This is a genomic window from Bordetella bronchiseptica, assembly GCF_900636925.1.
Classification (GTDB): Bacteria; Pseudomonadota; Gammaproteobacteria; order Burkholderiales; family Burkholderiaceae_B; genus Bordetella; species Bordetella pertussis.
In genome coordinates this window covers 3516086-3540872 of the sequence record NZ_LR134326.1, presented here as the reverse complement: position 1 = coordinate 3540872, position 24787 = coordinate 3516086, and the positions used below count along the sequence as shown (strand labels likewise).

Here is a 24787-nt window from a genome sequence, read left to right as displayed (position 1 = left end):
GCCGGCGCGGCGGCCTTCAGGCGCGGTAGCGCTCGATGAGTTGCGCGGTGCGTTCGATGGCCTGGACGGCGGCGGCGTGGTTCTGCGAGAAGTTCAGGCGGATGCTGTCATCGGCGTGGGGGCTGAATTCGGTGCCCGGGGTGACGGTGACGCCGGCCTGGGTGCGCAGGATGCGCACGAAGTCGTGCAGTCCGACGGCCAGCCTGGGCAGGCGCGGGAACAGGTAGCTGCCGGCCTCGGGGGCGCGCACGGCCAGGCCGGGCACGGCGCGCAGGACGCGGATGAGGTCGTCGCGGATGGCCTGGTGCTGGGCGATGCGTTCGTTCATCCAGCCGGCGGGTTCCTGGAACCAGGTGCGCAGCACCGCCTGGCAGTAGCCCGGGGCGCGCAGCGAGACGATGGCCTGCAGTTTTTCCATGCGGTCGATCAGGTGGGCGGCGCCGAAGGCCACGCCCAGGCGGTAGCCGCTGAGCGATTCGGTCTTGGACGGGCCCATGATGGTGATGACGTTGGCCGGGGCCTGGGGCAGGGCGCGCAGGTGGGTGTAGCGGGTGCCGGCGTAGAGCAGGCGCGAGTAGAGCTGGTCGACGATGACGGTGGCGTCGTAGTGGCGGGCGAGGTCGGCGATCTGGGCGATTTCCTCGGGCGAGTAGACCACGCCGGCGGGGTTGTTGGGGTTGGAGAACAGGAAGGTGCGCACGCCGGCCTTGAAGGCGGCTTCGAGCTGGTCGAGGTCCAGTCCGGCGCCGCTGTCGCGTTCGAGGTGGCGCATGTCGACGGGGACGATTTCGCCGCCGAGGAATTCGACCAGTTTGCGGTTGGCGAAGTAGTCCGGGCGCACGATGGCGACCTTGTCGCCGGCGGTGACCGAGGAGGCGATGGCCAGGAACAGGGCGCCCTGGGTGCCCGGGGTGATGATGAGTTCGTTGGCGCCGTCGACGGGGGCGCCGGTGAACTCGGCCAAGTGGGCGGCCACGCGCAGGCGCAGGTCGGCCGCGCCGCGGTATTCGGTGTAGGCCTGTTCGCCGCCGCGCTCCACGCCCTGGACGAATTCCTGCAGCGATCCGGGGGTGGGGGCGAAGGCGCTGGTGTTGACGTCGCCGTGGGAGAAGTCGACCGGGGTGCCGGGCAGGGTGTCGCCGCGCAGCAGGCCATCGAGGCCGGAGTTGCCCTGGCGCACTTCCTGGCCGGGCGCGTGATCGGTGGACAGGCGCGCGAACTTGGCTTCGATCGGGGTCATGCGGGTTCTCCTTGCAGCGGGTTATCGCGCGCCACGCCGGCGCGGCCAGGCGTGCGGGGCGATCAGATGGGCCGGGCGCGCATCGCGCAGCACTTCGATCACCTGCTCGGCGACCGCGCGCGCAGTACGGGCCAGCGCCTGGTCGGTGCTGCCGCCGGCATGCGGGGCCAGCACCACCTGGGGCAGGCGCAGCAGCGGATGGTCGGCCGGCGGCGGTTCGCTGGAGAAGACGTCCAGCCCGGCGCCGCCGAGCCGGCCCGCCTCGAGGTGGCGCGCCAGCGCCGCTTCGTCGACCAGGTCGGCGCGCGCGGTGTTGATGAGCAGCGCGCCCGGCTTCATGGCCTGCAGCAACGCGTCATCGACCAGGGGGCCGGCGCCGGGGCGCGCGGGCCGGTGCAGCGAGACGATGTCGGCCTCGCGCGCCAGCGCGGGCAGGCTGTCGGCCCGCTGGCAGCCGGCCGCGGCGATGTCCTGCGGCGCCACCGAGGGCGAGTAGACGTGCACCCGCATGCCGAAGCCGCCGATTGCCATGGCCGCCAGGGCGCGGCCGATCTGGCCAAAGCCGACGATGCCCAGCGACATGCCGGACAGCTCGCGCAGCCCGGCTTCGTAGCGGATGTTCCAGTTGCCCTGGCGCACCGCCTGGTCCAGCGGTACGGTGCGCTTGAGCAGCGCCATCGCCATGGCCAGCGCCAGTTCGGCCACCGAGCGCGCGTTGGCGCCGGGCGTGTTGACCACCGGAATGCCGAGCCGCTCGGCCGCGGCCAGGTCGATCATGTTGGTGCCGGTGCCATGGTTGCCGATGACGCGCAGGCGCCGGCCGACCTCGATGGCCCGCGTATCCAGGCCGGCGTTGCGGGTGATGGCCGCGTCGCAGTCGGCGATGGCCGCAGCGACGTCGGCCATGGCGGCGCTGGCCGGCGCGATGCATTCGACGCCGGCCTCGCGCAGCAGCGCCAGGCCTTCTTCATGAATGGGTTGGACGATCAGGCATTTCATGGTCGAGGTTCTCACGGGTGCGGCGTAACGGGCTGGTCGTCGGCCAGGATGTCCGACAACAATTGGGTGGCGCAGGCGAAGTCCGCCATGTCCATGGCTTCATGGGGATTGTGCGAACCATGTTCGTTGCGCACGAAGATCATGGCGGTCGGGATGCCTTGCTGGGCGAAGATGGCCGCATCGTGGCCGGCGCCGCTGGGCATGGACAGCGCGGCGATGCCGCGCTGCCGCGCCTGCGCCGTGAGCCGGGCGATCAGGCCGGGGTCCATGGCGGCCGGGGCCGATCCGGTGCGCGGCCCGAAATCGACCCGGGTGCCTGTTGCGCGCGCCGCCGCTACGCCGCGTTGGCGCAACAGGCGGTCGAAGCGCTCCAGCAGCGTGGCGCTGATGCTGCGCACGTCCACGCAGCATTGCAGTTCGCCGGCCACCTTGCTGAAGGCGTGCTGCTGCGGGTCGGTCGCCACCTTGCCCACGGTGACGACCAGGTCTTCGCCGAAGTCTTCCAGGGTTTCCCAGTCGCGGTCCAGGCTGGCCATCCACAGGGCGGCGGCGCGCACGGCGTCGCGCCGGTGGGCGCGGCCGACGGCGCCGGAGTGGGCGTATTCGCCATGCCAGGCCATGTCCCGATAGCGGAAGCTGCCGCGGATGCCGGTGACGATGCCCGCCGGCAGGCCGGCCTCGACCAGGGTGGGGCCTTGTTCGATATGCAGCTCGACATAACGGTCGATGCCGGCGGCGCGCAAGGCCGGCTGCCCATAGCGTTGCGGATCGATCGACAGGTCGGCCAGGTGGTCGCGCAGGCTGCGGCCGGTGTCGGCGCGCCGCAGGTCGAGCACGTCCGGGGCGGCCAGGCCGAAGGCCGCCTTGCTGCCCAGGTAGGAGTAGGGGAACCAGGTGCTTTCCTCGGCGCGGATCGCCATGACCGTGACGTCCGCAGCAGGGCGCCAGCCAGCCGCGCGCCAGCCAGCCAGCACGGCCAGGCCGGCGACCACGCCGGCCGCGCCGTCGAAATTGCCGCCCGCCGGCACCGAATCCAGGTGCGAACCGGTCATGCGCGCCGGCCGTGCCGGATCGCGCCCCGGCAGGGTGACATAGAGATTGCCGCTGGCGTCGACGCGGACGGGCAGGTCCAGGTCCCGCGCGCAGGCGCGCACCAGGTCGTGGGCGCGCTGCTCGCCCGCGCCGTAGGCGTCGCGCGTGACGCCCACGCCGTCGAACGACTGGGCCCGCAGGCTGTCGAACAGCCGCGCCGCCAGGTCCAGGTCGGGGTCGGGAGCAGAGTGCATGGGCTCAGGCCAGCGCATAGCTGGCGCGCGTGATGGGCGCCAGGCAGTCGGTCAGCAGCCGGCCGTAGCCGGGAATGGCGCACGACAGCCCGAGCAGGCGCAGGCAGGCCCAGAAGGTGGCCTGGTTGCTGGTGACCACCGGCTTGCCCAGCTCGTTCTCGATGCGCTCGATCATGTCCAGGGTGGCGAGGTTGGTGCACGACAGGAAGATGGCCTCGGCCTGCGGGCGGTCGATGTCGCGCGCCAGCTGGAACGTGGATTGCGGCGGCACCCGGCCGATGTCGCGGCGCTCTTCCTGGGTGTGGCCGAGGTCCATCCCTTCGATGGACACGACCTCGAAGCCGTATTGCTCCAGGAACTCGCGTTCGCGCTGGTTGACGAAGTCGATGTAGGGCGTGCCCACCGCGACGCGCCTGACGCCCAGGGCGCGCAGCGCCGCCACCACGGCGCCGGCGGTGGCGATGGCCGGCACTCCGACCCGCTCGCTCATGCCGTCGCACAGCTCGTCGAGCGAGCACACGATGGAGCCCGAGGTGCAGCCGTAGGCCACCACGTCGACCTCGGCCGTCTTGATCAGGTCGGCCGCTTCCAGCACGCCGCGCGCCATGCGGTCGTAGTTCTCCTGCGTGGCCGGGCCGGCATTGATGGCGCGGCCGGTATGGATCGTCACGCCGTCGGGGGCGAGGCGGTAGAACTCGGGCTCGTTGATGGTGTTGGTCGAGGGCACGATCAGGCCGACCTTGGCGCGCCACGCATACGGACGGTAGCGCGCGGTGGTTTTCATCTGGGTAGGGGCGGGCATCAGGCGGTCTCCTCGCGCGGGGCCAGGCGGTGCAGCCCCGCTGCGGCCTGGCTGAAAGTATTGAACAGGGCGTTGACGTCATTGCTGAACGGCATCCAGCGTATGCCGCGCGCGATCCAGCGCTCGGCGGCGGCCAGGTCCTGGCAGCTGAAGCCCCAGGGCACGCCGTGCCGGTCGCAGGTGGCGATCACGTGCTCGACCGCTTCCTGGTAGAGCGGGTGCTGCATGTCGCCGGGTACGCCCAGGTCCTGGGTGAGGTCGTCCGGGCCGATCATGATGGCGTCCAGGCCGGGCACGGCGCAGATGCGGTCGAGGTTGTCCAGGCCGAGGCGGGTCTCGGCCATCGCGATGGTCAGGGTGTGGGCGTTGAGTTCGGCGGTCTGCGCCAGCGGCGCGGACAGCCTGACGTAGTCGGTGTGCGGGCCGCGCATGTTGAGGATGCGCTGGCCGTCGGGGTAGTACTTGGTCTGGTGCAGGATCCGGCTCAGTTGCTCGGGCGTCTCGACGTTGGGCAGCAGCAGGCCCATGGCGCCGGCGTCCAGCGGCCGGGTGTAGTCGTGCGAATCCGAGCCGGCCGGACGCACGATGGGCACGATGCCGGCTTCGCGGGCCATCAGGCACAGGTTGGCGACCTCCGAGATGGAGAAGTCGCTGTGCTCCATTTCGATCAGCACGAAGTCCAGCCCGGTGACCGACAGCAGCTTCATGAAACGGGGATGGCGGACCATCGTGGCCCAGGTGCCGAACACCGGCTTGCCCTGCCGCCAGATCTGCTTGAGGGGATTGTGCTTCACGCCTTGGCTCCTTCGGTTTGGAACGACATGGCGCTGAACTTGCGCGCGGCTTCGCTCATGTAGTCCACGGTGGCGTCCCAGATGGCCTGGCCCTGCTCGGCGCTGGCCTGGGTGGGGTCGCCCTGCGTGCCGATCGGCGAGTAGTCGCTGATGTCGCTGAACACCGCGAAGCTGGAGCCGCCCAGCGTCACCTTGCCGCTGGACACCGTATTGACGCCTTCGGTGAACGAACGCAGCGATTGCGCGGCGCGCGCCCGTTCCATGAAGACCAGTTCGGGAAACTTTGCCAGCGCCACCGAAGTGACCATTTCGGACGCATGGCCGCTGGGCGATTGACGGGTCTTGAGCCGGCCCGCCGCCATGTCGCGCATGATGGAGAAGACGTCGATCAGGCCGCCCACCGCGTCGTAGCGGCGGCGCAGGTGGCGGCATACGCTTTCTATCGGCCCCAGCGAGCCGGCGTGGATATTGATGAAGAAGAAATGCCGGAAGCCCTGGCCCGCCAGGCTGTCGCCGATCTCCTTGAGATAGTCCTCGATGGTGCGCATCTCCACCGACAGCGTGCCGGGATAGTCCAGGAACATCGCCGAGTAGTTGACCGGCACGATGGGCGCGACCGCCAGCCCGGTACGCGCGCCGATTTCGGTGGCGATGCCTTCGCAGATGCGCAGCTCGGTGCCGGTGGCCAGGTGGGCGCCGTACTGCTCGACGGCGCCGACCGGAATCAGGATGGTGTCGTGCTTGCCCAGATAGGCGCGGATATCGTCGTAGGGGTGTTGGTCTATTCGCATGGCGTAGAGGGTCCGGGTGGAAAGGGGAATGGGCGGCGCTATTGCTGCCACGGATTGACGGACCACAGCTTGCGCAGTTCGCGGTCCACGGCTTGCAGGTTCTTGATGTATTCGTCGCGCTTGAGGTAGCGCAGCGGCTGGTAGGTGTTGCGGGCGCGCGTCAGGTAGGTGTCGTCGCGGTTGCACTCGTCCACGGCGCGCGTGAGCTGCGCCATGGCGGCGGCGGGGATGCCGCGCGGCGCGGCCAGGCCCCGCATCGAGCCGCCCAGGACGGTATAGCCGGCCTCCTGGAAGGTCGGGATGTCGGGCGCCTGGCTGGAGCGGGCCGGGCTCATGATGCCGAGGATGCGCCAGGGTTTGCCGTTGGCGAACGTGATGGCTTCGCCCAGATTGGTCATGGCGCCGTCGATGACCTTGCCCAGCAGCGCGACGCTGGCCGGCGAGGCGCCCTGGAACGGGACGGCGGTCAGCTTGATGCCGGCGGCCTGCTCTAGCGACAGCGCGGAGATGTGGCCGGCCGAGCCGATGCCCTGCGTGCCGACCGTAATGGCGCCCGGCTTGGCGCGCGCCGCCGCCACCAGGTCGGCGACGGTGCGGATCGGACTGTCGGCGTGCACGCTGATGGTGCCCGGGTCTTCCACCAGGTTGGCGATGAAGTCGAAGCTGTCGAGCGTGTAGGCGGTCTTGCGTTCGATCGGCAGGCTGATCACGCCCGGGGTGTTGACCAGCCCGATGGTGTAGCCGTCCGGCGCGGCCTGGGCCAGCGCGGTCAGCCCGATGTCGCCCGAGGCGCCGGGCTTGTTGAGCACCACGAAGCGCGCGGCGGGGATCTTGCTTTCCATGCAGGCGGCGATGGTGCGCGCGGTCAGGTCCGAACCGGCGCCGGCCGGGAAGGGCACGATCAGGTTGATGGGGCGCTCGGGATACGCGCCGAAACAGAGCGCGGGCAAGGCAAGCAGCGAGCAGAGCAGGGCTTTTTTCATGGTGAGGATTCCTGGAGGGTTCAACGGTTCCATGCGGAGGTCTGCCACAGGTTTTGCAACTGCGCGAGCTGGTCCGTCAATACCTTTGCGTAGTCGTCGCCGGCCACCACCCTGATTTCCTGCTCGGCCTTGCGCGCATCGTCGAGGAATTGCGGGTCGGCGGCGGCCCGCGCGACCAGCGTGGCCACCTGCCCGCGCCGTTGCGCATCCATGCCGGCGGGAGCGCCGATGCCGCGCAGGGAGCTGCTTTGCAGCGGATAGCCGGCTTCGCCGAAGGTCGGCAGGTCCGGCGCCATGCGCGAGCGCGCCGCGCTCATCACGCCCAGCGTGCGCCACGGCGCGCCCTTGGCATAGGTCAGCGCCTCGCCCAGGTTGGCCGTCGCCACGTCGATCTGGCGGCCCATCAGCGCCGTGCGCACGTCGGCCGTGCCCTTGAACGGAATGTGTTGCAGCCGCACGCCCGCCGCCTTCTCGAACATGAGCATCGACAGATGGCCGGCCGAGCCGATGCCGGCGCTGCCATAGGTCAGTCCGCCGGGCTGCCGGCGGGCGGTCTCGACCAGGTCGGCGATCGTGTGGATCGATTGGTCGGCATGGACGCTGAGCGTGGCCGGGTCATCGACCAGGTTGGCGACCAGGACGAACGAATCCAGGCCGAACTGGGCGCGCCGCTCTATCGGGATGCTGAGCACGTTGGGCGTGTTGATGATGCCCAGCGTGTAGCCGTCGGGCGCCGCGCGCGCCACATGGGCCATGCCGATCTCGCCGCCCGCGCCAGGCTTGTTGATCACCGTCACCGGCTGGCCGGCCTGGCGCTCCAGGGCCCGGGCGAACAGGCGCGCCGTCAGGTCGGTGCCGCCGGCGGCGGGAAACGGCACCACCAGCGTGATCGGCTTGTCGGGATAGGACTGGGCCGAAGCCGACGCGGCGATGGCCAGCGCGGCAAGCAGGCCCGGCAGGGCGCGAAACGGGAGCAGCATGGTTCATACCCCTTGCATTGTTCGGTCCGTCCGTCTGATGCGTCCGGCAAAAGCCTGTCGCCGCGGCTGGCCTGCATGGCCGGCCAGGCGTGGCGACGCCCACTGCAAACAACACTTTCGTTCAACTCCGGGGTCATGCTATACATAGATTTGATATATGAATAACTCTATTTTTTTGTGTCTTTTATAAATATTATTTGTTGATCATGATCAAGGAACTTCGCACCCTGGTCGCCGTGGCCGAGCACGGCAGCATCACCGCGGCGGCGCAGCACATCGGCCTGACGCAGGCGGCGGCCAGCGCGCAGATCCAGCGCCTGGAGGAAAGCCTGCAGGCGCAGCTGTTCGACCGGGTGGGCCGGCAGGTGCGGCTCAACGCGGCCGGGGTGGATGCGGTGGCGCGCGCCGAGCACATCCTGCATCTTTGCGACGAGCTGCGCGACGCACCGCAACGCGGCAGCCTGCGCGGCCACCTGCGGCTGGGCGCCATCCAGAGCATGCAGCGGCAATACCTGCCGCGCATCATCGAAGCGCTGATCGGCGAGCACCCCGAAGTCAGCACCCACCTGGAGCTGGGCGGCTCGCTGCCGCTGCTGACGCTGGTGGACCACGGCAAGCTGGATGCGGCGCTGGTGGTCAAGCCCTTCTTCGCCCTGCCGCCCGAACTGAAGTGGGTGCCGTTGCTGCAGGAGCCGTTCAAGGTCGTATGCCCGGCGGGCGAGGCCGGCGGCGACTGGCGGCAGATCCTGAAGACGCTGCCCTTCATCCGCTATGACAGCGCCTCGTTCGGCGGCCGGGTGGTCGATCGCTTCCTGCAGGCGCACCGGCTGGTGCCCCGCTGCCAGATCCAGTCGCAGGATGTGGACGCCATCCTGGAAATGGTGGCCTGCGGCCTGGGCGCGGCGCTGGTTCCCATCACCGACGGGGCGCGCCACCAGGGCCGGATACGCGCCCTCGACCTGGGCGAGCATTGTTTCTATCGCGAAGTGGGCATGGTGCATCCGGTCCATCCGCGCCAGGGCGGGCTGGCGATGGAACTGGTGCGCGTCACGCAGGCGCAGCTGCGCGGCGCGCCGTTCGCGCATCCCTTGCTTGCGGTGGAGTGAGCGCTACAGGCACGAGGATTGCGGGGGTACGCGGGGTTTACCACCCTCGGCGCGCCATCCGGGCCGCGCCGCGCGACACAAGGAGCCTCGCATGAAATCCCTCTTCATCACTGGCGCCGCCTGCATGGCGGTGGGACTGGCCGCCGCCGGCGCGGTGCAGGCACAGACGCAGACCCAGACACAGCCGCCGCCGGTTTCGCCGGCAGCCGGCGTCGACAAGCTGGACAGCGCCGACCGCGACTTCCTGGAGGACGCCGCCCAGGCCGGCCACCTCGAAGTCGAGGGCAGCAAGCTGGCCCTGGAAAAGGCCCGCGCCACGCAGGTCAAGGATTTCGCCCAGAAGATGATCGATGACCATACCAAGGTCGGCGTGCAGCTCGATACCCTGGCGCGCAGCAAGGGTTACCAGGCGCCGGCCGAGCCGTCGCTGGTGCAGAAGGCCAAGCTGCAGGCGCTCAGCCTGCGCGACGAGGGCTTCGACAAGGCCTACGCCGATGAGATCGGGGTGGCGGCGCACGAGGACGCGGTCGAACTGTTCACCAAGGCCGCCGGCGAGGCCAAGGACCCCGACGTCAAGCAGTTCGCCACCGCCACGCTGGAAAGCCTCAAGGCCCACCTGGAGATGGCCCGGACGCTGCAACAGGCCGTGGCGCCTGCCAAGCCCTGACACTGCGCGGCCGGCGGCCTGGCCGACGCCTCATCCAAGCCCCCCTATTGGCGCGGCGCGGACTCTGTGGGAATATGCTCTGCGCGATACGGCATTTCGTGCCGGTCGGGCAGCCAGGCCATGGCTGCCCGCCCCGGCCTGCGGTGACACGGATTTCTCCTGCCTGACCGATGCCGGCCCAGTCCGGCCCATGCGTCTTCTGACAGAGTGAGTGGGGCACCATGACTATAGAGGCTCTCGCGGATGTCGTTCGGCTGCACCCCGAACTTGCGCTGTTCGCCGCCATCGTATTCGGGCACTTCATCGGCAAGATCGAGATCCGCAAGGTAAGCCTGGGCACGGTGGTGGGCACCCTGATCGCGGGCATGATCCTCGGCCTGCTGTTCGAGCCCGAGATCCCGGACCTGCTGAAGTGGGCCTTCTTCGACCTGTTCCTGTTTGCCGTCGGCTACTCGGCCGGCCCGCAGTTCTTCGCCAGCCTCAAGCGCGAAGCCCTGCCCCAGATGGCGCTGGCGGTGGTGGTGTCGTGCACCGGCCTGGCGGCGGCCATCGCCATGGTGGCGCTGTTCCGCTTCGATCCCGGGCTGTCGGCCGGGCTGGTGTCGGGGTCCATGACCCAGTCGGCGGCGCTGGGCAGCGCGCTCAGCGCCATCGCCGCCATGGACGTGGACGAAGCGACCCGCGCGCTGCTGACCGCGCACGCCCCGCTGGCCGACGCCACGACCTACATATTCGGCGAAGTCGGCCTGATCCTGTTCGTGACGGTGGTCGCGCCGCGCCTGCTGAAGGTAGACCTGCGGCAGGTGGCGCGCGAGGCCGAGGCCGAGCTGCAGGCGCGCACCGACGAGGACGACGCCGCGCTGTGGGACCAGGCGCCGCTGTCGCTGCGGACCTACCGGCTGGAAAACGCCGAGCTGGACCAGCGCACCGTGCACGAGTTCGAGCGCCGCTACGCGGCCGGCCGCCTGACGGTGACGGGGATACGGCGCGGCGACCAGCTGCTGCGCGACGTGGGCGCCGATGCGCGGCTGGCGCTGGGAGATATCGTGCTGGTGGCGTCGCGGCGCGCCGGCGTGGTGGGCGCGGCGCTCGAAGTGGGCACCGAGGTCGACGACCAGGAGTTGCTCAGCGAACCCATGGTGCGCGCCTCGATCGTGTTGACGCGGCGTGAAATGGCCGGCAAGACGCTGGGCGAGCTGGCGCGCGGGGCCGCGCGCGGCCTGTTCCTCGATTCGCTGCATCGCGGCGAGAGCACGCTGCCGCGCGCGATGGGCACGCGGGTGCAGCGCGGCGACGTGTTCAAGCTGACCGGCAGCCGCGCCGCCATCGCGACGGCGGCCAGGAACCTCGGCTTCATCGAGCACGACCAGGGCCGCACCGACCTGGTCTACCTGGCCGGCGGGGTGGTGGTCGGCATTCTGTTCGGCTTGCTGCAAGTGCGCCTGACGGGCGTGCCGCTGGGGCTGGGGACCAGCGGCGGGGTGCTGGTGGTCGGTCTGGTCGCGGGCTGGCTGTACAGCCGCTATCCGGTGGTCGGCCATATCCCCGAGCCCGCGCTGCGCCTGCTCTCGGACGTGGGCCTGATCGTGTTCATCGCCGCCATCGGGCTGGCGGCCGGCCCGCACGCGGTGCAGGCCATCCACGAGGGCGGCATCGCGCTGTTCGCCAAGCTGGTCGGCGCCGGCGTGGTGGTGACGCTGGCGGGTCCCATCGCGGGCCTGCTGCTGGGCCATTACGTGCTCAAGCTGCCGCCCATCGCGCTGTTGCCCGGCATCGCCGGCGCGCAGACCACCGTGGCCACGCTCAACGCGCTCAAGGAGCGCGGCGGCAGCGACGTCTACGCCATCGGTTTCACCGTGCCGTTTGCCGTCAGCAACGTGCTGATCACGCTGTGGGGACCGGTCATCGTGGCGTGCGCGGTGGCGTTGTCGCGCTAGCCCAGGTCGGCGCGGAAGCTGCGCTCGCTGCTGCGCAGCAGGCGCATGTTGCTCTTGAGCATGTCGAACACGCGGCGGGTCAGCGGGCGCACGACGTTCTTGCGCACGAACAGGTAATAGGCCACGTCGGGCAGGCGGGGCAGGCCGTCGGTCTCGCCCAGCACGCGGAATTCGGCGTCGAGCAGTTCCACGCCGCGCGCGGTCACCCCCAGCCCGGCGCGCAGCGCCGCCTTGATTCCTATCAGGCTCGATGATGTGTAGCTGGGCGACCAGCGGATGCCCGCGTCGTCCAGGGCCTCCTGCGCCAGGCGGCGAAACAGGCTGGGCCCGTCGGCCAGCACCAGCGGAATGGGCTTGGCGCTGTCGAGCACATAACTGGCCGAACAGAGCCACACGGTGGGCGAGCTGCGCAGCACCACGCCTTCGAGCGTGGGATCGTGGCGGTTGGAGATCGTCATGTCGATCTCGCCGCGATGCAGCGATTCCATCAGGAAGGGACTGCGCCCGACATGGATGTCGATCTGCAGCAGCGGCGAGACGCGCGCCACCTGCGCCAGCAGCGGCGGCAGCATGTTGTCGGCGACGTCGTGCGGCGCGCCGATGCGCAGCACTCCCTCCAGGCTGCCTTGCTGCAGGCTGCGCAGGGCTTCGTCGTTGACCGCCAGCAGGTGCCGCGCATAGTCCAGCAGGCGCAGGCCGAGCGGCGTCAGGCGCTTCTGCCGCCCGCGGCGCTCGAAGATCGCCCGTCCCAGCTGGCTCTCCAGCCGCTGCATCTGCTGCGTGACGGCGGACTGGGTCTTGCCGATATGGACTGCGGCCGCGGCAAAGCCGTCCTTCTCCTGTATGACGACCAGCGTCCTGAGCGCATCCAGATCCAGTGTGTCCATTTATCAGTTTCGCTAATTGATTTTGGCTCGATTCTAGATTGTTTCCCCCTGTCCGGGTGCCTATATTTTGGGCTCTGACAGTTTGGCGAAACCATAGGGAGTGAATCATGACAGCAGCGGCAGAACGCGAGCAGGTTGTGCAGGGCGCGATCCAGCGCATCAAGCGGATCGCCGAGGCGGGCGAGTTCGATCGCGCGGCGCTCGACGGCATCCTGGCGGAGCTGAATCAACTGGCGGCGCGCGCCTCGCTGTGGAGCGAAGCGGATTTCGCGGCGCCGCAGGACGGCGAGCTGCAGGCCCGTTACCTGATCTCGGAAGACCCCGACCAGAGCTATGCGCTCTATCTCAACGTCATGCGTCCGGGCAAGCGCATCGTTCCGCACAACCACACGACCTGGGCGTGTATCAGCGCCGTCGACGGCGTCGAGCTCAACCGCGTCTATGAACGCCTGGACGACGGCAGCGTGCCGGGCAAGGCCCAGCTGCGCGAGATCGACCAGGTCACGGTCGAGCCGGGCACCGGCATCGCCCTGATGCCCGACGACATCCATTCGGTGGAAATCCTGCCCGGGCAGGTGATCCGCCACCTGCACCTGTACGGACGCGCGCTCGAGACGCTGACCGCGCGCATCGGCTACGACCTGGAGAAAGGCACCTGCGAAATCATGTCGATCGGCGTCCAGACGCGCCGCCACTGACGTGCCCAGTATCCATCCTATCCCTCCTACCGTGGCGGACATGCATTTCATCAACGCGCAGACCCTGAAGTCCTGGCTGCACGACGGCGCCGAGATCGCGCTGTTCGACGTGCGCGAGCACGGGCAGTACGGCGAGTCCCATTTGTTCCACGGCATCACGCTGCCCTACAGCCGGCTGGAGGCCGACGTGCAGCGCCTGGCGCCGCGCCGGCAGGTGCGCCTGGTCGTCTACGACGACGGCCAGGGCATCGCGCAGGCCGCCGCGCGCCGGCTGGCGGCGCTGGGCTACGGCGACGTGCACGTGCTCGAGGGCGGCACGCCGGCCTGGCAGGCCGCGGGCTATGCGCTGTTTGCCGGCGTGAACGTGCCGTCCAAGACGTTCGGCGAACTGGTCGAGCAGGTCTATGACACGCCGCACGTCACCGCCGCCGAACTGGACGCCATGCTCGGCGCCGGCGAGGACGTCGTCGTGCTGGACGGACGCCCCTATGCGGAATACCGCAAGATGGCGATTCCCGGCGCGACGAACTGCCCCAACGGCGAGCTGGCCTATCGCGTCGGCAAGCTGGTTCCCAGCGACAAGACGCGCATCGTGATCAATTGCGCCGGCCGCACGCGCAGCATCATCGGCGCGCAGACGCTGATCAACCTGGGCCTGCCCAATCCGGTGGCGGCGCTGCAAAGCGGCACGCAGGGCTGGATGCTGGCCGATCTCGAACTGGAACACGGCGCGAGCCGCCGCTATGGCGGGCCGTCCGATGACATCGAGGCCGCGCGCGGCGCGGCCGAGGCGCTGGCGCGGCGCTACGAGGTGCCGATGGTCGACGCCGAGACGGTGCGGGGCTGGGCGCGGGACGGACAGCGCACGGTCTTTCTGTGCGATGTGCGCACGCCGGAGGAATACGCGGCGGGCACGCTGGCCGGCGCGCAGCACACGCCCGGCGGCCAGTTGATCCAGGCCACCGACCAGTACGTGGGCGTGCGCCGCGCGCGGCTGGTGCTGTTCGACGCCGACGGTGTGCGGGCCCGGGTGGTGGCCAGCTGGCTGTGCCAGATGGGGCACGAGGCCTATGTGCTCGAAGGCGGGCTGGCCAGCGGGCTGGCCCTGCCGGCGCCGGCGCCGGCCCTGCCGCGGCCCGACGAGATCGACGCCGCCACGCTGGCCGCCTGGCTGGACGAGGGCCGGCCGCTCGCCCTCGTCGACGTGGGCGCCAGCATGCGCTACCGCCAGGCGCATATCGCGCAATCGCGCTGGTCGATCCGGCCGCTGCTGGCCGCCGCGCTGGCCGGCTGCGCCGAGCCCGTGGTGCTGGTGGCCGACGAACCCGGCGTGGCCGCCTGCGCCGCGGCGGAACTGGCCGGGCTGGGCGTGCCGGCGCGGGTGCTGGCCGGCGGGCTGCAGGCGTGGATCGACGCGGGGTTGCCGGTGCAGTCCAGCCCCGATATCCCGCCGGACGAAGCCTGCGTCGACTATCTGTTCTTCGTGCATGATCGCCACAGCGGCAACAAGGCCGCGGCGCGCCAGTACCTGGAATGGGAAGTCAACCTCATCTCGCAACTGGACGAACGCGAGCTGGGCGAATTCCGCCTGCCGCGGCGCTGAGCCGCGGCGTTCTCCACCTTGGCCAGGACCATGACAGACACCACTTCCCCCCGCCGCTTGCAGACCCGTTTGCTGCATGCAGGCAAGAAGCCCGCCTACGACGGCGGCGCCCCGGTCAACCCGCCGGTCGTGCGGGCCAGCACGGTGATATTCGACAACGTCGCGCAGCAGCGCGACCTGCGCGCGCGGCGCTCGGGCGAACGCCTGTTCACCTACGGCGCGCGCGGCAACCCCACCAACTTCGCGCTGGAGGACGCGGTCAGCGAGCTGGAAGGCGCGTACCGCACCAAGCTGTTTCCCACCGGCCTGGCCGCCATCGCCATGGCGCTGCTGTCGTACCTCAAGCCGGGCGACCATCTGTTGATGTCCGACGCGGTCTACGAGCCGGCGCGCAAGCTGGTGCATTCGTTCCTGGCGCCGTACCAGATCCGTTGCACTTTCTTCGCCGCGGACGGCTCGGACGTGCAGGACAAGCTGGAGCCCGCCACGCGCATGATCTACGCCGAGTGTCCCGGCTCGCTGGTGTACGAGATGTGCGACCTGCCCCGGCTGGCCGAGATCGCGCACCGCCACGGCGCGCTGCTGGCCTGCGACAACACCTGGGGCTCGGGCTGCCAGTACCGGCCGCTGGCGCTGGGCGCGGACGTGTCCATCATGGCGGCCACCAAATACCTCAGCGGCCACTCGGACGTCATGATGGGCACGGTGGCCACCACCGAGGCGGCCTGGCCGGCGCTGTCCGAGCGCAGCGACGCGTTCGGCATGACGGTCAGCCCGGACGACGCATACCTGGTGCTGCGCGGCATACGCAGCCTGGCGGCGCGCCTGGCCATGCACGAGCGCCACGCGCTGCGCATCGCCGGCTACCTGCAGGAGCGCCCCGAGGTGCGCACCGTGTTCTGCCCGGCGCTGCCCGGCCATCCCGGACACGACATCTGGCGCCGCGACTGCACCGGCACCAACGGCCTGCTGTCGTTCGAACTGCAAGCCGGATTCGACCGCGCCGCCGCCGAGCAATGGATCGACAGCCTGGCGCTGTTCGGCCTGGGCGCCTCATGGGGCGGCTACGAAAGCCTGGTGACGCTGGCCGACCTGGGCGCCGCGCGCAGCGTGGCCGACTGGTCCGGACGCGGCGTCGTGGTGCGGCTGCACATCGGCCTGGAAGACCCGCAAGACCTGATCGCCGACCTGGACCAGGCGTTCGCCGCCATCGGTCCGGCCGGCAGGCACAACACTGTATCGAGGAGCGAAGCGTGAACATTGGTCAATGGCTGAGAGAGGACGGCGGCGCGGCGCGCCGCAGCGGCCGGCTGCGGGTCGGGTCGATGGCCTCGGGCGTCGAGGTATTCCTGCCCTATATCGCCTTGCGCGGCGCGCGCCCCGGGCGCACGCTGTGGCTGCACGGACAGGTCCACGGCGACGAGATCAACGGCATGGTGGCGGCGCTGCGCTTTGCCAACAGCCTGGATCCGGCGGCCATGAGCGGCAACCTGGTGGTCACGCCCACCGGCAACCCGCAGGCGCTCGACGCGCGCCGCAAGCGCAATCCCTACGACGAACTGGACCTGGACCAGAGCTATCCGGGCAAGGCCGACGGCATGATCACCGAGCGGGTGGCGCACGCGCTCATCGAGCAGGTGCGCGGCGTGGCCGATGTGCTGATCAATCTGCACACCATGAATCCGCTGTTCGATTCGCGTCCGTACTGCGTGTACAAGACCCCGCCCAACGACCGCGTGCGCGAGGATGATCTGCTGGCCGCGATGGCGCCGTTCTTCCCGGTGCTGGCCTGCCGCCAGGACGTGGGCGGCAAGGGCGAGCTGCCCGGCAACATCGCCGGCGCGCTGGACTACCAATGCCTGGCTGCCGGCGTATGCGCCTTCATGCTGGAGCTGGGCGCGGGCAACCGCTACCAGCCCGAGCATATCGAGCGCGCCGAGATGGGCTTTCGCACGCTGGCGCGCAGCATGGGCATCCTGCCCGGCGCGCCGGCGGCCGAGGACCACGCGCCGGCGCTGCGCCAGGTGTCGCGGCGCGGCTGGATCACGGCCGACGAAGGCGGCCTGTTCGTGCCGAGCTACTGCGCCGGCGACCGCGTGCCCGAAGGCGCTTCGCTGGGCGAGGTGATCGCCCTGGACGGCACGGTCACGCCGGTCGCGCCGATGCCGCGCGAAGGCATCCTGATCGGGCTGCGTTCGGATCCGGTGGTGCACACCGGCGAGCGCCTCGCCTTCGTGGCCTGGGAGTGGCGCGACGCGCCGACCCCGGCGCCGTCGTGGCGCTGAGCCGCGCCGTCGCCGCTTCTTCCGACTCCGATACCTAGACAAGGGAACTGCATCATGACCATTTTGGCGAATTTCACTCGCCGCCTGACGCTGGCCGCCACCCTGGCCACGGCGCTGGCGGCCTTCGGGCCCGCCGCGCAGGCGGCCGGCTTTCCGGCCGAGGGGCGGCCCGTGCGCATCGTGGTGGGATTCCCGCCCGGCGGCGGGGCGGACGTACTGGCGCGCGCCATCGCTCCCGGCCTGGCCGGCAAGCTGTCGGGCAATGTCATCGTCGAGAACCGTCCGGGCGCCGGCGGCCTGACCGCCACCGAATACGTCGCCAAGTCGGCCCCCGACGGGTACACGCTGTATATCGCCACGCCGGGCTCGTTCACCATCTGGCCCAACCTGCGCAAGCTGAACTACGACCCCAGCAAGGACTTCGCGCCCATCAGCACGCTGGTGACCATGCCCAATCTGCTGGTGGTCTCGCCTTCCACGCCGTATCGGTCCGTCAAGGACGTGATCGCGGCGGCCAAGGCGCCCGGCGGGCAGATCGACTACGCCTCGGGCGGGGTGGCGACCATCGGGCAGATCGCCGGCGAACAGTTCAAGCTGATGGCGGGCCTGAAGATGACGCACGTGCCCTACAAGGGCACCACGCCGGCGCTGACCGACGTGATGGGCGGGCTGGTGCCGCTGACGTTCTGCGATCCGTCGGCCAAGGGCATGATCGATTCGGGCAAGCTGCGCCTGCTGGCGGTCACCACCTCGAAGCGTTCGCCGCTGTTTCCCGATACGCCCACCATGGATGAGGCCGGCGTTCCCGGCTACGATCTGATGAACTGGTACGGCATCGTGGCGCCGGCCGGCACGCCGGCCGAGGTGGTCCAGCGCCTGAACGACGCGCTGGTCGAGGTGATGGCCCAGCCCGAGGTGGTCCAGCGCCTGGCGGCCGCGGGCATGGAAGCGACCTCGAGCGCGCCGGACGGCTTCGGCCGCCTGATGGCCACCGAACGCGCCAAGTGGGGCAAGCTGGTCGAGCAGGCCAGCATGCGCGCGGAATAAGGCGCCAGGCGGCGCGGCCCTGGCCGCGCCGCCGCTGTTTTCTCTTTTCGTGGATACGCGATGAGCTCTGCTTCCGATTCCGCGCCTTCGGCCAGCCGGCCCGGCGACCCCGAACATCCCCACAGCGCGCACTGGGGCGCGTTCTACGCCGCCTTCGATGGCCAGGCCGTGCGGGTGCGCCCGCATCCGGACGACCCGGACCCCAGCCCGCTCATCGACAATTTCACCAATGCGCTGCGGCACCCGGTGCGCGTGACCGCGCCCATGGTGCGGCGCGGCTGGCTCGAGCGCGGGCCGGGCGCGGACCAGGCGCGCGGCGCCGACGAATTCGTGGCGGTATCGTGGGACGAGGCGCTGGATCTGGTGGCGCGCGAACTGGCGCGCGTGCGCGACGCGCATGGCCCGCAGGCCGTGTTCGGGGGCTCGTACGGCTGGTCCAGCGCCGGGCGCTTCCATCATGCCCAGAGCCAGGTGCACCGTTTCCTCAATACGGCGCTGGGCGGCTACGTGCGCTCGGTCAACAACTACAGCGCCGGCGCCTCGGCGGTCATCCTGCCGCACGTGCTGGGTCCGCTCGACGACGTGGCGCGGCGCAATGTCACCTGGCAGCAGATCGTCGAGCATACCGACGTGGTGCTGGCCTTCGGCGGCATGGCGCTGCGCAATACCCAGGTGGCCAGCGGCGGCGTCAGCCGCCACACCGAGCGCGGCGCCATGCGCGCGGCCGCCCGGCGCGGCTGCCGCTTCGTGTGCATCAGCCCCTTGCGCGACGATTTGCCCGAGGAGGCCGCGGCGAGCTGGCTGCCGGCGCGCCCGGGCACCGACGCGGCGCTCATGCTGGCGCTGCTGCACGTGCTGGTCGACGAAGGCCTGCACGACCGCGCGTTCGTGGCGCGCTATTGCGCGGGCTGGGAGACCTTCGAGGATTACCTGATGGGCCGCGCCGACGGCCAGCCCAAGAACCCGGCCTGGGCCGCCGCGCTGACCGGCCTGGCCGAGGCCGACATCGCCGCGCTGGCGCGCATGCTGCCGTCGCGGCGGGTGCTGGTGGTGGTGTCGCATTCGCTGCAGCGCGCCGAGCATGGCGAGCAGCCGGTCTGGCTGGGCGCGGTGCTGGCGGCGGCGCTGGGGCAGGTGGGGCTGCCCGGCGGGGGCTACAACTACGCGCTGGGCACCCTGGCGCATTACGGCAAGCGCAACAACGCCGTGCCCATCGCGGCGCTGCCGCAGGGCAGGAATGGCGTGGACGCCTACATTCCGGTGGCGCGCATCGCCGACATGCTGCTCAAGCCGGGCGAGCCGTTCGACTACAACGGCCAGCGCCTGCGCTATCCGCATGTGCGCCTGGCGTATTGGGCCGGCGGCAATCCCTTCCATCACCACCAGGACCTGGCGCGGCTGCGCGCGGCGTTCCGGCGCCTCGATACCCTCATCGTGCACGAGACGGTCTGGACCGCCACGGCGCGCCACGCCGACATCGTCCTGCCGTGCACCATGACGCTGGAGCGCGAGGATATCGGCGGCACGCCGACCGATCCGCTGCTGGTGGCGATGCACCGCGTCGCGCCGCCGGTGGGGCTGGCGCGCGACGACTACGATATCTTCGCCGACCTGGCCGGGCGGCTGCAGCGGCGCGCCGCCTTTACCGAGGGGCGCGACAGCCGCGGATGGCTGCGGCACATCTACGAAACCACCCGCGCGGCCCTGGCCGCGCGCGGCGACGAGGCGCCGGACTTCGACACGTTCTGGGCGCGCGGCGAATTGCGCCTGCCGCAGGCGGACGACGACGGCGGGCTGTTGCGGGCGTTCCGCCAGGATCCCCAGGGCCGGCCGCTGCCCACCCCCAGCGGCCGGATACAGGTCAGTTCGCCCATGGTGGCGTCGTTCGGCTATGCCGATTGCCCGGGGCACCCGGCCTGGCTCGCGCCGGCCGACGCGCCCGATGCGCAGTGGCCGCTGTACCTGGTGGCCAACCAGCCGGCCACCCGGCTGCACAGCCAGCTGGATTTCGGCGCGCACAGCGCCGCCGCCAAGCGCCATGGCCGCGAGGTATGCCAGGTGCACCCGGCCGATGCCGCCGCGCGCGGGATCGCCGACGGCGACGTGGTGCGCCTGTTCAACGCGCGCGGCGCCTGCCTGGCGGCGGCGCGCGTCACCGATGCCATCATGCGGGGCGTGGTGCAGCTGCCCACGGGCGCCTGGTACGACCCGCAGGACGTGCACGCCGAGCGGCCCATGTGCATGCATGGCAACCCCAATGTGCTCACGCGCGATGTCGGCACCTCGTCGCTGGCCCAAGGGTGCACGGGCCAGCTGACCGCCGTGCAGATGGAGCGCTACGACGGCCCCTTGCCGCCGGTGCGCGCCTACGAGCCGCCGGTGCCGGCGGCCCGCGGGTAGCGGGCGCGGCGCCTAGCGCGTCACCGGATAGACGGCCGGCTGGCGCTGGCCCAGGTGCGGGCCGCCCTGGGCGCGGACGGCGGCGATGTCGGGCCAGTCGGCCAGCAGGATCTGCTCCTCGCCGCGGCTGGCGGCGGGGCAGAGTGCCTCGCCGCTGGGGCCGAAGATGCAGCTCGTGCCCAGGAAGGCGACGCCGCGCTCGGTGCCGACGCGGTCGGCCGCCACCACGACCAGCTCGTTGCTTACCGCCGTGGCCGCCATCAGGTGGTACCCCTGCGGCAGGCCGTAGGCGTCGAACGCGTCGGCCGTGCGCACGCTCTTGCTCCAGTTGGCCGGCGCCGCCACCACATCGACGCCGTCCAGGGCGTAGTTGCGGCACACCTCGGGAAACCACATGTCATAGCAGATGGCCAGGCCGATGCGGCCCAGCGGCGTATCGACGCAGGTCAGCGCGTCGCCGACGTCGAACAGCCGCTGCTCGATGCCGCGCACATGCAGCTTGCGATGCCGGTGCAGCTCGCCGTTCGGCCCCACCAGCACGGCGGTGTTGTAGATTTTCGCGCCGTCGGTCTCGGACAGGCCGGCCACGATCCAGGCGCCGGTTTCGCGGCTGACCTGGCTCCAGGCCCGGGTGGACGGGCCCGGCACCGTTTCGCTGACGGCGCGGATTTCGTCGCGGCTGTCGAAGACCAGGCCGCCGACGCAGCATTCCGGCAGCACGATCAGATTGGCGCCGGCGGCCGCGGCCTGGCGCGCCAGCTCGCAGCTCCTGGCGCGGTTGGCGTCGTTTTCTCCCTGCCGCACATCGAATTGGATGGCGGCGATCTTTCCGGTCGGGGTCATGGGTTTGCAGTCCTCAATGCACGGTCGCGGGCGCCGTCTCGTCTTCGGTGGCGCCCAGGTAGGCCCGCTTGATATCGGGGTCGTTCATGATCTGGCGCGCCGGTCCTTCCTTGAACTTGCGGCCGGTCTCCAGCACCACGGCAGTGTCCGAGATCAGCAGCGCGCCGTGCAGGTTCTGCTCGACCATCATGACGGTCAGGCCGGCGCCGCGGATCTCCTGCACCGAATCGAACACCTCCTGCTGCATCTTGGGCGACAGCCCCAGCGAGGGTTCGTCCAGCAGGAGCAGGCGCGGATGCATTTCCAGCACCATGGCGGTTTCGAGGATCTGCTGCTCGCCGCCGCTGAGATTGCCCGCCAGGCTGTGGTACTTGCGCTTGAGCATGGGAAACAGCGCCAGGACTTCCTCCATGGCGCGCTGCTTGTCGGCGCGGCCCAGCAGGTAGGCGCCCATTTCCAGGTTCTCGCCCACGCTCATGCGCGGGAAGTTGCAGCGTCCCTGCGGCACGATGCCGATGCCGGCGCGCAGGCGGGCATCGCAGGCCAGCCGGTCGATCGGCCGGCCCTCGAAGCGGATCGCGCCGCCGAACTGGCGCACCATGCCGAAAATGGCCTTCAGCAGCGTGGACTTGCCCGCGCCATTGCCGCCCAGCAGGGTCGTGACCGTGCCGGCGGGAATGGTCAGCGAGATGTCGCGGACGATGGGCGTGTCGGTGTAGCCGGCCGAAAAGCCGGCAAGCTCCAGGCACGGGGCGGTATCAGGCATGATGGCTTTCCTCCTGCGGCGCGCTGCCGAGATAGGCGTTGACGACGCGTTCGTCGCTGCGGATGATCGAAGGCGCGCCTTCGACCAGTTTGCGGCCGGATTCCATCACCACGACCTGGTGGCAGCGGCGCATCACGAAATTCATGTTGTGCTCGACGATGAGAAAGGTCTGGCCGGCGCGGTTCAGGTCGTCGATGATGCGCTCGATGTTGGCGATCATGGTCGGGTTCACGCCGGCCAGCGGCTCGTCCAGGATGGCCACGCTGGGGCGCGACATCAGGCAGGCGGCCAGGGCCACCAGTTTCTTCTGGCCATACGACAGGATGCCGGCCGGCAGGCTGTCGTAGCGGCTCAGGCCTACCTCGGCGATCAGTTCGCGGGCGCGCTCGCCGGCCGCCGCCTCGCTGTCGCGCAGCGCGCGGCGGTTCAGGAACGCGTCCAGCCAGCCGTGGCCGTCGTACTCCTGCGCGGCGATGAGCAGGTTTTCGCGCACCGTCAGCTCGTCGTACAGCCGGATGTTCTGGAAGGTGCGGGTCAGGCCGCGCCGCGCGATGGCGTGCGGGGGCAGGCCGCCGATATCCGCGCCGGCCAGCTGAACCCGGCCGGCGTCCGGCGGCTGGAAGCCGCTGATGCAATCGATCGAGGTGCTCTTGCCGCAGCCGTTGGGGCCGATCAGTCCGGTCACCGAGCCGGCCGGCACGTCGAAGTCCAGGCCGTCGACCGCGCGCACGCCGGCAAAGGCCTTGGCCAGCCCGCGCACCGACAGGGCGGGGGTGTTGGGGGTTGGGGCCTTCATCGCAGGGTCCTCCTGATGCGTTCGAGCCGGCGTTCGCGGAAATAGCCCGCGATGCCCTGGGGCAGGGCCAGGATTGCGGCCACCAGCACGCAGCCCAGCAGCACCAGCCGCAGGTCCGGGCTGACGCGCAGCAGTTCCGGGATGATGGTGAAGACCGCGCTGGCGGCGATCACGCCCCAGAAGCTGCCGGTGCCGCCGATGATCACCATGATGAGGATCATCTGCGTGTAATAGAAGTCGAAGATCGACGGGTCGACCACGCTCAGGTAGAACACGAACAGCCCGCCCGTCATGCCGGCGACCAGCGCCGAGACGGCGAAGGCCAGCAGCTTGTAGCGCAGCGTCGCGACGCCCTGCGACTGGGTCAGCGGCTCGTTCTGCTTGATGGCCAGCAGCGTGCGCCCGATGCGCGATCCGACCAGCCGGTGCACGCCGGCCAGGGCCAGCACGGCAAAGGCCAGCATGATGAAATAGAACACCACCGGGTTGGCCGAGCTGAGCTGGCCCAGGCCGGGCAGGGCCAGCTCCAGCGTGGGCAGGTTGGGAATGCCCAGCGGCCCGCGCGTGAGATCCACCCAGTCCTTGGCCACCAGCTGCATCAGCAGCACCAGGCTCAAGGTGACGATGGCGAACGAATGCCGCGACAGGCGCAGCGACGCGTAGCCGATCACCAGCGAGGCGGCCACCGCCACCGCGCCGCCGGCCAGCACGCCCAGCCAGGGCGACCAGTGGGCGTCGACGGCCAGCAGCGCGGCCGTATAGCCGCCGATGCCCCAGAACGCGATCTGCGCGAACGACAGCAGGCCCGTGAAACCGTAGATGAGGTTCAGGCTGGTGGCCAGCACCGCGAACACGATGGCCATGATCGCCACTTTCAGGGCGTAGCCGCCCAGGCCCGCGAACGGCAGTGCCAGCAGCACCAGCGCGCCGGCCAGCAGCCAGGGCGCCGCGCGCCGCCGCGACGCAACGCCCAGCGGCAAGTCGAGGGTTTGTTCTTTCATACTCGCATCCCCTTGCCGAACAGGCCCAGCGGGCGCACCAGCAGGATAAGAATCATGATGATGAAAGCCAGCGCGTCCTGCAGCACGACCGAGCCGAAGCCGCCGGCCAGGCTTTCGGTCATGCCGACGATCAGCGCGGCGATGATGGCGCCCCAGATGTTGCCCAGGCCGCCGATGATGATGATGGCGAACGCCTTGAACACGAACGGCATGCCCATCAGCGGATGCACGGTGTACAGCGGCGCCAGTACGCCGCCGGCCAGCCCGCACAGGGCCGCGCCCAGCACGAACACCGTGCGCGCGATGGTGCGCGGCCGCATGCCGACCATCAGCGCGGCCTCGCGGTTCTGCGCCAGGGCGCGCATGGACTTGCCGCTGCGGGTCCATTTCAGGAAGGCGTGCAGCAGCACGATGGCGGCGATGGCCAGGCAGAAGGCGATCAGCCGCAGCACGCCGATGCTGAGGTTGCCCACCTGAAAGGCGTCGAAGCCGTATTCCGTGGTGATGGTGCGGGGCGTGGCGCGCAGCAGGTAGAGCGCGCCGTTCTGGATGATCATGGCCAGGCCCAGCGTCAGCAGGATGCCTTTCTGGAAGTCGTCCGACTTGAGCGTGAACAGCACGCTGTCGAACAGCAGCAGCCCCGCCGCGGCGACCAGCAGCGTGGCCACCAGGATGCTGGGCCAGTAGCCCAAGCCCAGCGTGGAGACGGCGAAAAAGGCCGCGAAACCGCCCAGCATGACGAGTTCGCCATGCGCGAAGTTGACGATTTCCAGCACGCCATAGATCAGGGAAAGGCCGACGGCCACCAGCGCATAGATGGCGCCGATGGCCAGGCCGTTGATGATCAGTTGAAGAATGAAGTCGGTCATGGAGTCA

The 24787-nt window shown here is 70.0% G+C and carries 23 protein-coding genes; 9 read left to right on the top strand and 14 right to left on the bottom strand.

From position 1 onward, the window contains the following. Positions 1 to 16: 16 nt before the first annotated feature. From EL288_RS16495 to EL288_RS16460, 8 genes are read right to left on the bottom strand one after another with little or no spacing between them, the layout of a single operon-like run. Complete coding sequence (locus tag EL288_RS16495; RefSeq protein ID WP_126621988.1) at positions 17 to 1240, bottom strand: pyridoxal phosphate-dependent aminotransferase; 1224 nt, start codon at positions 1238 to 1240, stop codon at positions 17 to 19. A 21-nt stretch (positions 1241 to 1261) separates the two neighbouring features. Next, positions 1262 to 2239, bottom strand: coding sequence for a hydroxyacid dehydrogenase (locus EL288_RS16490; protein WP_033458843.1), 978 nt, complete (start codon positions 2237 to 2239; stop codon positions 1262 to 1264). Between the two features lie 11 nt (positions 2240 to 2250). Next, positions 2251 to 3525 (bottom strand): Zn-dependent hydrolase, encoded by a 1275-nt coding sequence (locus EL288_RS16485; RefSeq protein WP_010926185.1) that lies wholly within the window; start codon positions 3523 to 3525, stop codon positions 2251 to 2253. A 4-nt stretch (positions 3526 to 3529) separates the two neighbouring features. Then, positions 3530 to 4327, bottom strand: coding sequence for a maleate cis-trans isomerase family protein (locus tag EL288_RS16480; protein ID WP_003809724.1), 798 nt, complete (start codon positions 4325 to 4327; stop codon positions 3530 to 3532). Beyond that, positions 4327 to 5121, bottom strand: coding sequence for an HpcH/HpaI aldolase family protein (locus tag EL288_RS16475; protein ID WP_003809725.1), 795 nt, complete (start codon positions 5119 to 5121; stop codon positions 4327 to 4329). The genes EL288_RS16480 and EL288_RS16475 overlap by 1 nt, the downstream gene beginning before the upstream one ends. Beyond that, the gene (locus EL288_RS16470) at positions 5118 to 5912 is read right to left on the bottom strand and encodes a creatininase family protein (RefSeq protein WP_003809727.1); all 795 of its coding nucleotides are present in this window, start codon (positions 5910 to 5912) and stop codon (positions 5118 to 5120) included. Before EL288_RS16470 ends, EL288_RS16475 begins: the two co-directional genes overlap by 4 nt. A 38-nt stretch (positions 5913 to 5950) precedes the next feature. Continuing rightward, positions 5951 to 6895: a tripartite tricarboxylate transporter substrate binding protein gene (locus tag EL288_RS16465; RefSeq protein WP_223851095.1), complete on the bottom strand. Its 945-nt coding sequence runs from the start codon at positions 6893 to 6895 to the stop codon at positions 5951 to 5953. A gap of 20 nt (positions 6896 to 6915) precedes the next feature. After that, positions 6916 to 7875, bottom strand: coding sequence for a tripartite tricarboxylate transporter substrate binding protein (locus tag EL288_RS16460; protein ID WP_033458840.1), 960 nt, complete (start codon positions 7873 to 7875; stop codon positions 6916 to 6918). A gap of 206 nt (positions 7876 to 8081) precedes the next feature. Here EL288_RS16460 and EL288_RS16455 point away from each other — a divergent pair, with 206 nt between their 5' ends. From EL288_RS16455 to EL288_RS16445, 3 genes are all read left to right on the top strand, one after another. Further along, positions 8082 to 8981, top strand: coding sequence for a LysR family transcriptional regulator (locus EL288_RS16455; protein ID WP_003809730.1), 900 nt, complete (start codon positions 8082 to 8084; stop codon positions 8979 to 8981). A 91-nt stretch (positions 8982 to 9072) separates the two neighbouring features. Next, on the top strand, positions 9073 to 9648 hold the full coding sequence (locus EL288_RS16450; RefSeq protein ID WP_003809731.1) for a DUF4142 domain-containing protein: 576 nt from the start codon (positions 9073 to 9075) through the stop codon (positions 9646 to 9648). A gap of 221 nt (positions 9649 to 9869) precedes the next feature. Beyond that, entirely contained in the window at positions 9870 to 11585 is a 1716-nt protein-coding gene (locus EL288_RS16445) for an aspartate:alanine exchanger family transporter (protein ID WP_010926187.1), read from the top strand. Here the strand turns inward: EL288_RS16445 and EL288_RS16440 are convergent. Then, the gene (locus EL288_RS16440) at positions 11582 to 12472 is read right to left on the bottom strand and encodes a LysR substrate-binding domain-containing protein (RefSeq protein WP_003809733.1); all 891 of its coding nucleotides are present in this window, start codon (positions 12470 to 12472) and stop codon (positions 11582 to 11584) included. The genes EL288_RS16445 and EL288_RS16440 overlap by 4 nt on opposite strands. A gap of 107 nt (positions 12473 to 12579) precedes the next feature. On the opposite strand from EL288_RS16440, the gene EL288_RS16435 reads away from it, so the two are divergent. From EL288_RS16435 to EL288_RS16410, 6 genes are read left to right on the top strand one after another with little or no spacing between them, the layout of a single operon-like run. Next, positions 12580 to 13170, top strand: coding sequence for a cysteine dioxygenase family protein (locus EL288_RS16435; RefSeq protein ID WP_010928388.1), 591 nt, complete (start codon positions 12580 to 12582; stop codon positions 13168 to 13170). Position 13171: 1 nt separating this feature from the next. After that, entirely contained in the window at positions 13172 to 14773 is a 1602-nt protein-coding gene (locus EL288_RS16430; RefSeq protein ID WP_003809735.1) for a rhodanese-related sulfurtransferase, read from the top strand. Between the two features lie 30 nt (positions 14774 to 14803). Continuing rightward, on the top strand, positions 14804 to 16030 hold the full coding sequence (gene metC / locus EL288_RS16425) for a cystathionine beta-lyase (protein WP_010926188.1): 1227 nt from the start codon (positions 14804 to 14806) through the stop codon (positions 16028 to 16030). Then, on the top strand, positions 16027 to 17058 hold the full coding sequence (locus tag EL288_RS16420; protein ID WP_003809738.1) for a M14 family metallopeptidase: 1032 nt from the start codon (positions 16027 to 16029) through the stop codon (positions 17056 to 17058). The genes metC and EL288_RS16420 overlap by 4 nt, the downstream gene beginning before the upstream one ends. A 54-nt stretch (positions 17059 to 17112) precedes the next feature. Continuing rightward, positions 17113 to 18105: a tripartite tricarboxylate transporter substrate binding protein gene (locus EL288_RS16415; protein ID WP_003809740.1), complete on the top strand. Its 993-nt coding sequence runs from the start codon at positions 17113 to 17115 to the stop codon at positions 18103 to 18105. Positions 18106 to 18165: 60 nt separating this feature from the next. Beyond that, on the top strand, positions 18166 to 20505 hold the full coding sequence (locus EL288_RS16410) for a molybdopterin guanine dinucleotide-containing S/N-oxide reductase (RefSeq protein ID WP_033458838.1): 2340 nt from the start codon (positions 18166 to 18168) through the stop codon (positions 20503 to 20505). A gap of 12 nt (positions 20506 to 20517) precedes the next feature. Here the strand turns inward: EL288_RS16410 and EL288_RS16405 are convergent, their stop codons facing one another. Genes EL288_RS16405 through EL288_RS16385 form a run of 5 tightly spaced genes read right to left on the bottom strand, consistent with a single transcriptional unit; the run spans position 20518 to position 24780 of the window. Next, positions 20518 to 21348, bottom strand: a complete 831-nt coding sequence (locus EL288_RS16405) for a nitrilase family protein (protein WP_003809743.1) — start codon at positions 21346 to 21348, stop codon at positions 20518 to 20520. A gap of 13 nt (positions 21349 to 21361) precedes the next feature. Further along, positions 21362 to 22114 carry a branched-chain amino acid ABC transporter ATP-binding protein gene (locus tag EL288_RS16400; protein ID WP_003809746.1) on the bottom strand — a complete coding sequence of 251 codons (753 nt, stop codon included), beginning with the start codon at positions 22112 to 22114 and terminating at the stop codon, positions 21362 to 21364. Then, positions 22107 to 22910 (bottom strand): ABC transporter ATP-binding protein, encoded by an 804-nt coding sequence (locus EL288_RS16395; RefSeq protein WP_003809748.1) that lies wholly within the window; start codon positions 22908 to 22910, stop codon positions 22107 to 22109. Before EL288_RS16395 ends, EL288_RS16400 begins: the two co-directional genes overlap by 8 nt. After that, the gene (locus tag EL288_RS16390) at positions 22907 to 23911 is read right to left on the bottom strand and encodes a branched-chain amino acid ABC transporter permease (RefSeq protein WP_010926189.1); all 1005 of its coding nucleotides are present in this window, start codon (positions 23909 to 23911) and stop codon (positions 22907 to 22909) included. Before EL288_RS16390 ends, EL288_RS16395 begins: the two co-directional genes overlap by 4 nt. Beyond that, positions 23908 to 24780, bottom strand: a complete 873-nt coding sequence (locus tag EL288_RS16385; protein WP_003809752.1) for a branched-chain amino acid ABC transporter permease — start codon at positions 24778 to 24780, stop codon at positions 23908 to 23910. Before EL288_RS16385 ends, EL288_RS16390 begins: the two co-directional genes overlap by 4 nt. Positions 24781 to 24787: the final 7 nt, after the last annotated feature.

What these genes read in the sequence shown, in the direction of transcription:
- EL288_RS16495 (WP_126621988.1), bottom strand. Translation starts at nt 1,240, where the DNA reads ATGACCCCGATCGAAGCCAAGTTCGCGCGCCTGTCCACCGATCACGCG.
- EL288_RS16490 (WP_033458843.1), bottom strand. Translation starts at nt 2,239, where the DNA reads ATGAAATGCCTGATCGTCCAACCCATTCATGAAGAAGGCCTGGCGCTG.
- EL288_RS16485 (WP_010926185.1), bottom strand. Translation starts at nt 3,525, where the DNA reads ATGCACTCTGCTCCCGACCCCGACCTGGACCTGGCGGCGCGGCTGTTC.
- EL288_RS16480 (WP_003809724.1), bottom strand. Translation starts at nt 4,327, where the DNA reads ATGCCCGCCCCTACCCAGATGAAAACCACCGCGCGCTACCGTCCGTAT.
- EL288_RS16470 (WP_003809727.1), bottom strand. Translation starts at nt 5,912, where the DNA reads ATGCGAATAGACCAACACCCCTACGACGATATCCGCGCCTATCTGGGC.
- EL288_RS16465 (WP_223851095.1), bottom strand. Translation starts at nt 6,895, where the DNA reads ATGAAAAAAGCCCTGCTCTGCTCGCTGCTTGCCTTGCCCGCGCTCTGT.
- EL288_RS16460 (WP_033458840.1), bottom strand. Translation starts at nt 7,875, where the DNA reads ATGCTGCTCCCGTTTCGCGCCCTGCCGGGCCTGCTTGCCGCGCTGGCC.
- EL288_RS16455 (WP_003809730.1), top strand. Translation starts at nt 8,082, where the DNA reads ATGATCAAGGAACTTCGCACCCTGGTCGCCGTGGCCGAGCACGGCAGC.
- EL288_RS16450 (WP_003809731.1), top strand. Translation starts at nt 9,073, where the DNA reads ATGAAATCCCTCTTCATCACTGGCGCCGCCTGCATGGCGGTGGGACTG.
- EL288_RS16445 (WP_010926187.1), top strand. Translation starts at nt 9,870, where the DNA reads ATGACTATAGAGGCTCTCGCGGATGTCGTTCGGCTGCACCCCGAACTT.
- EL288_RS16440 (WP_003809733.1), bottom strand. Translation starts at nt 12,472, where the DNA reads ATGGACACACTGGATCTGGATGCGCTCAGGACGCTGGTCGTCATACAG.
- EL288_RS16435 (WP_010928388.1), top strand. Translation starts at nt 12,580, where the DNA reads ATGACAGCAGCGGCAGAACGCGAGCAGGTTGTGCAGGGCGCGATCCAG.
- metC (WP_010926188.1), top strand. Translation starts at nt 14,804, where the DNA reads ATGACAGACACCACTTCCCCCCGCCGCTTGCAGACCCGTTTGCTGCAT.
- EL288_RS16415 (WP_003809740.1), top strand. Translation starts at nt 17,113, where the DNA reads ATGACCATTTTGGCGAATTTCACTCGCCGCCTGACGCTGGCCGCCACC.
- EL288_RS16410 (WP_033458838.1), top strand. Translation starts at nt 18,166, where the DNA reads ATGAGCTCTGCTTCCGATTCCGCGCCTTCGGCCAGCCGGCCCGGCGAC.
- EL288_RS16405 (WP_003809743.1), bottom strand. Translation starts at nt 21,348, where the DNA reads ATGACCCCGACCGGAAAGATCGCCGCCATCCAATTCGATGTGCGGCAG.
- EL288_RS16400 (WP_003809746.1), bottom strand. Translation starts at nt 22,114, where the DNA reads ATGCCTGATACCGCCCCGTGCCTGGAGCTTGCCGGCTTTTCGGCCGGC.
- EL288_RS16395 (WP_003809748.1), bottom strand. Translation starts at nt 22,910, where the DNA reads ATGAAGGCCCCAACCCCCAACACCCCCGCCCTGTCGGTGCGCGGGCTG.
- EL288_RS16390 (WP_010926189.1), bottom strand. Translation starts at nt 23,911, where the DNA reads ATGAAAGAACAAACCCTCGACTTGCCGCTGGGCGTTGCGTCGCGGCGG.
- EL288_RS16385 (WP_003809752.1), bottom strand. Translation starts at nt 24,780, where the DNA reads ATGACCGACTTCATTCTTCAACTGATCATCAACGGCCTGGCCATCGGC.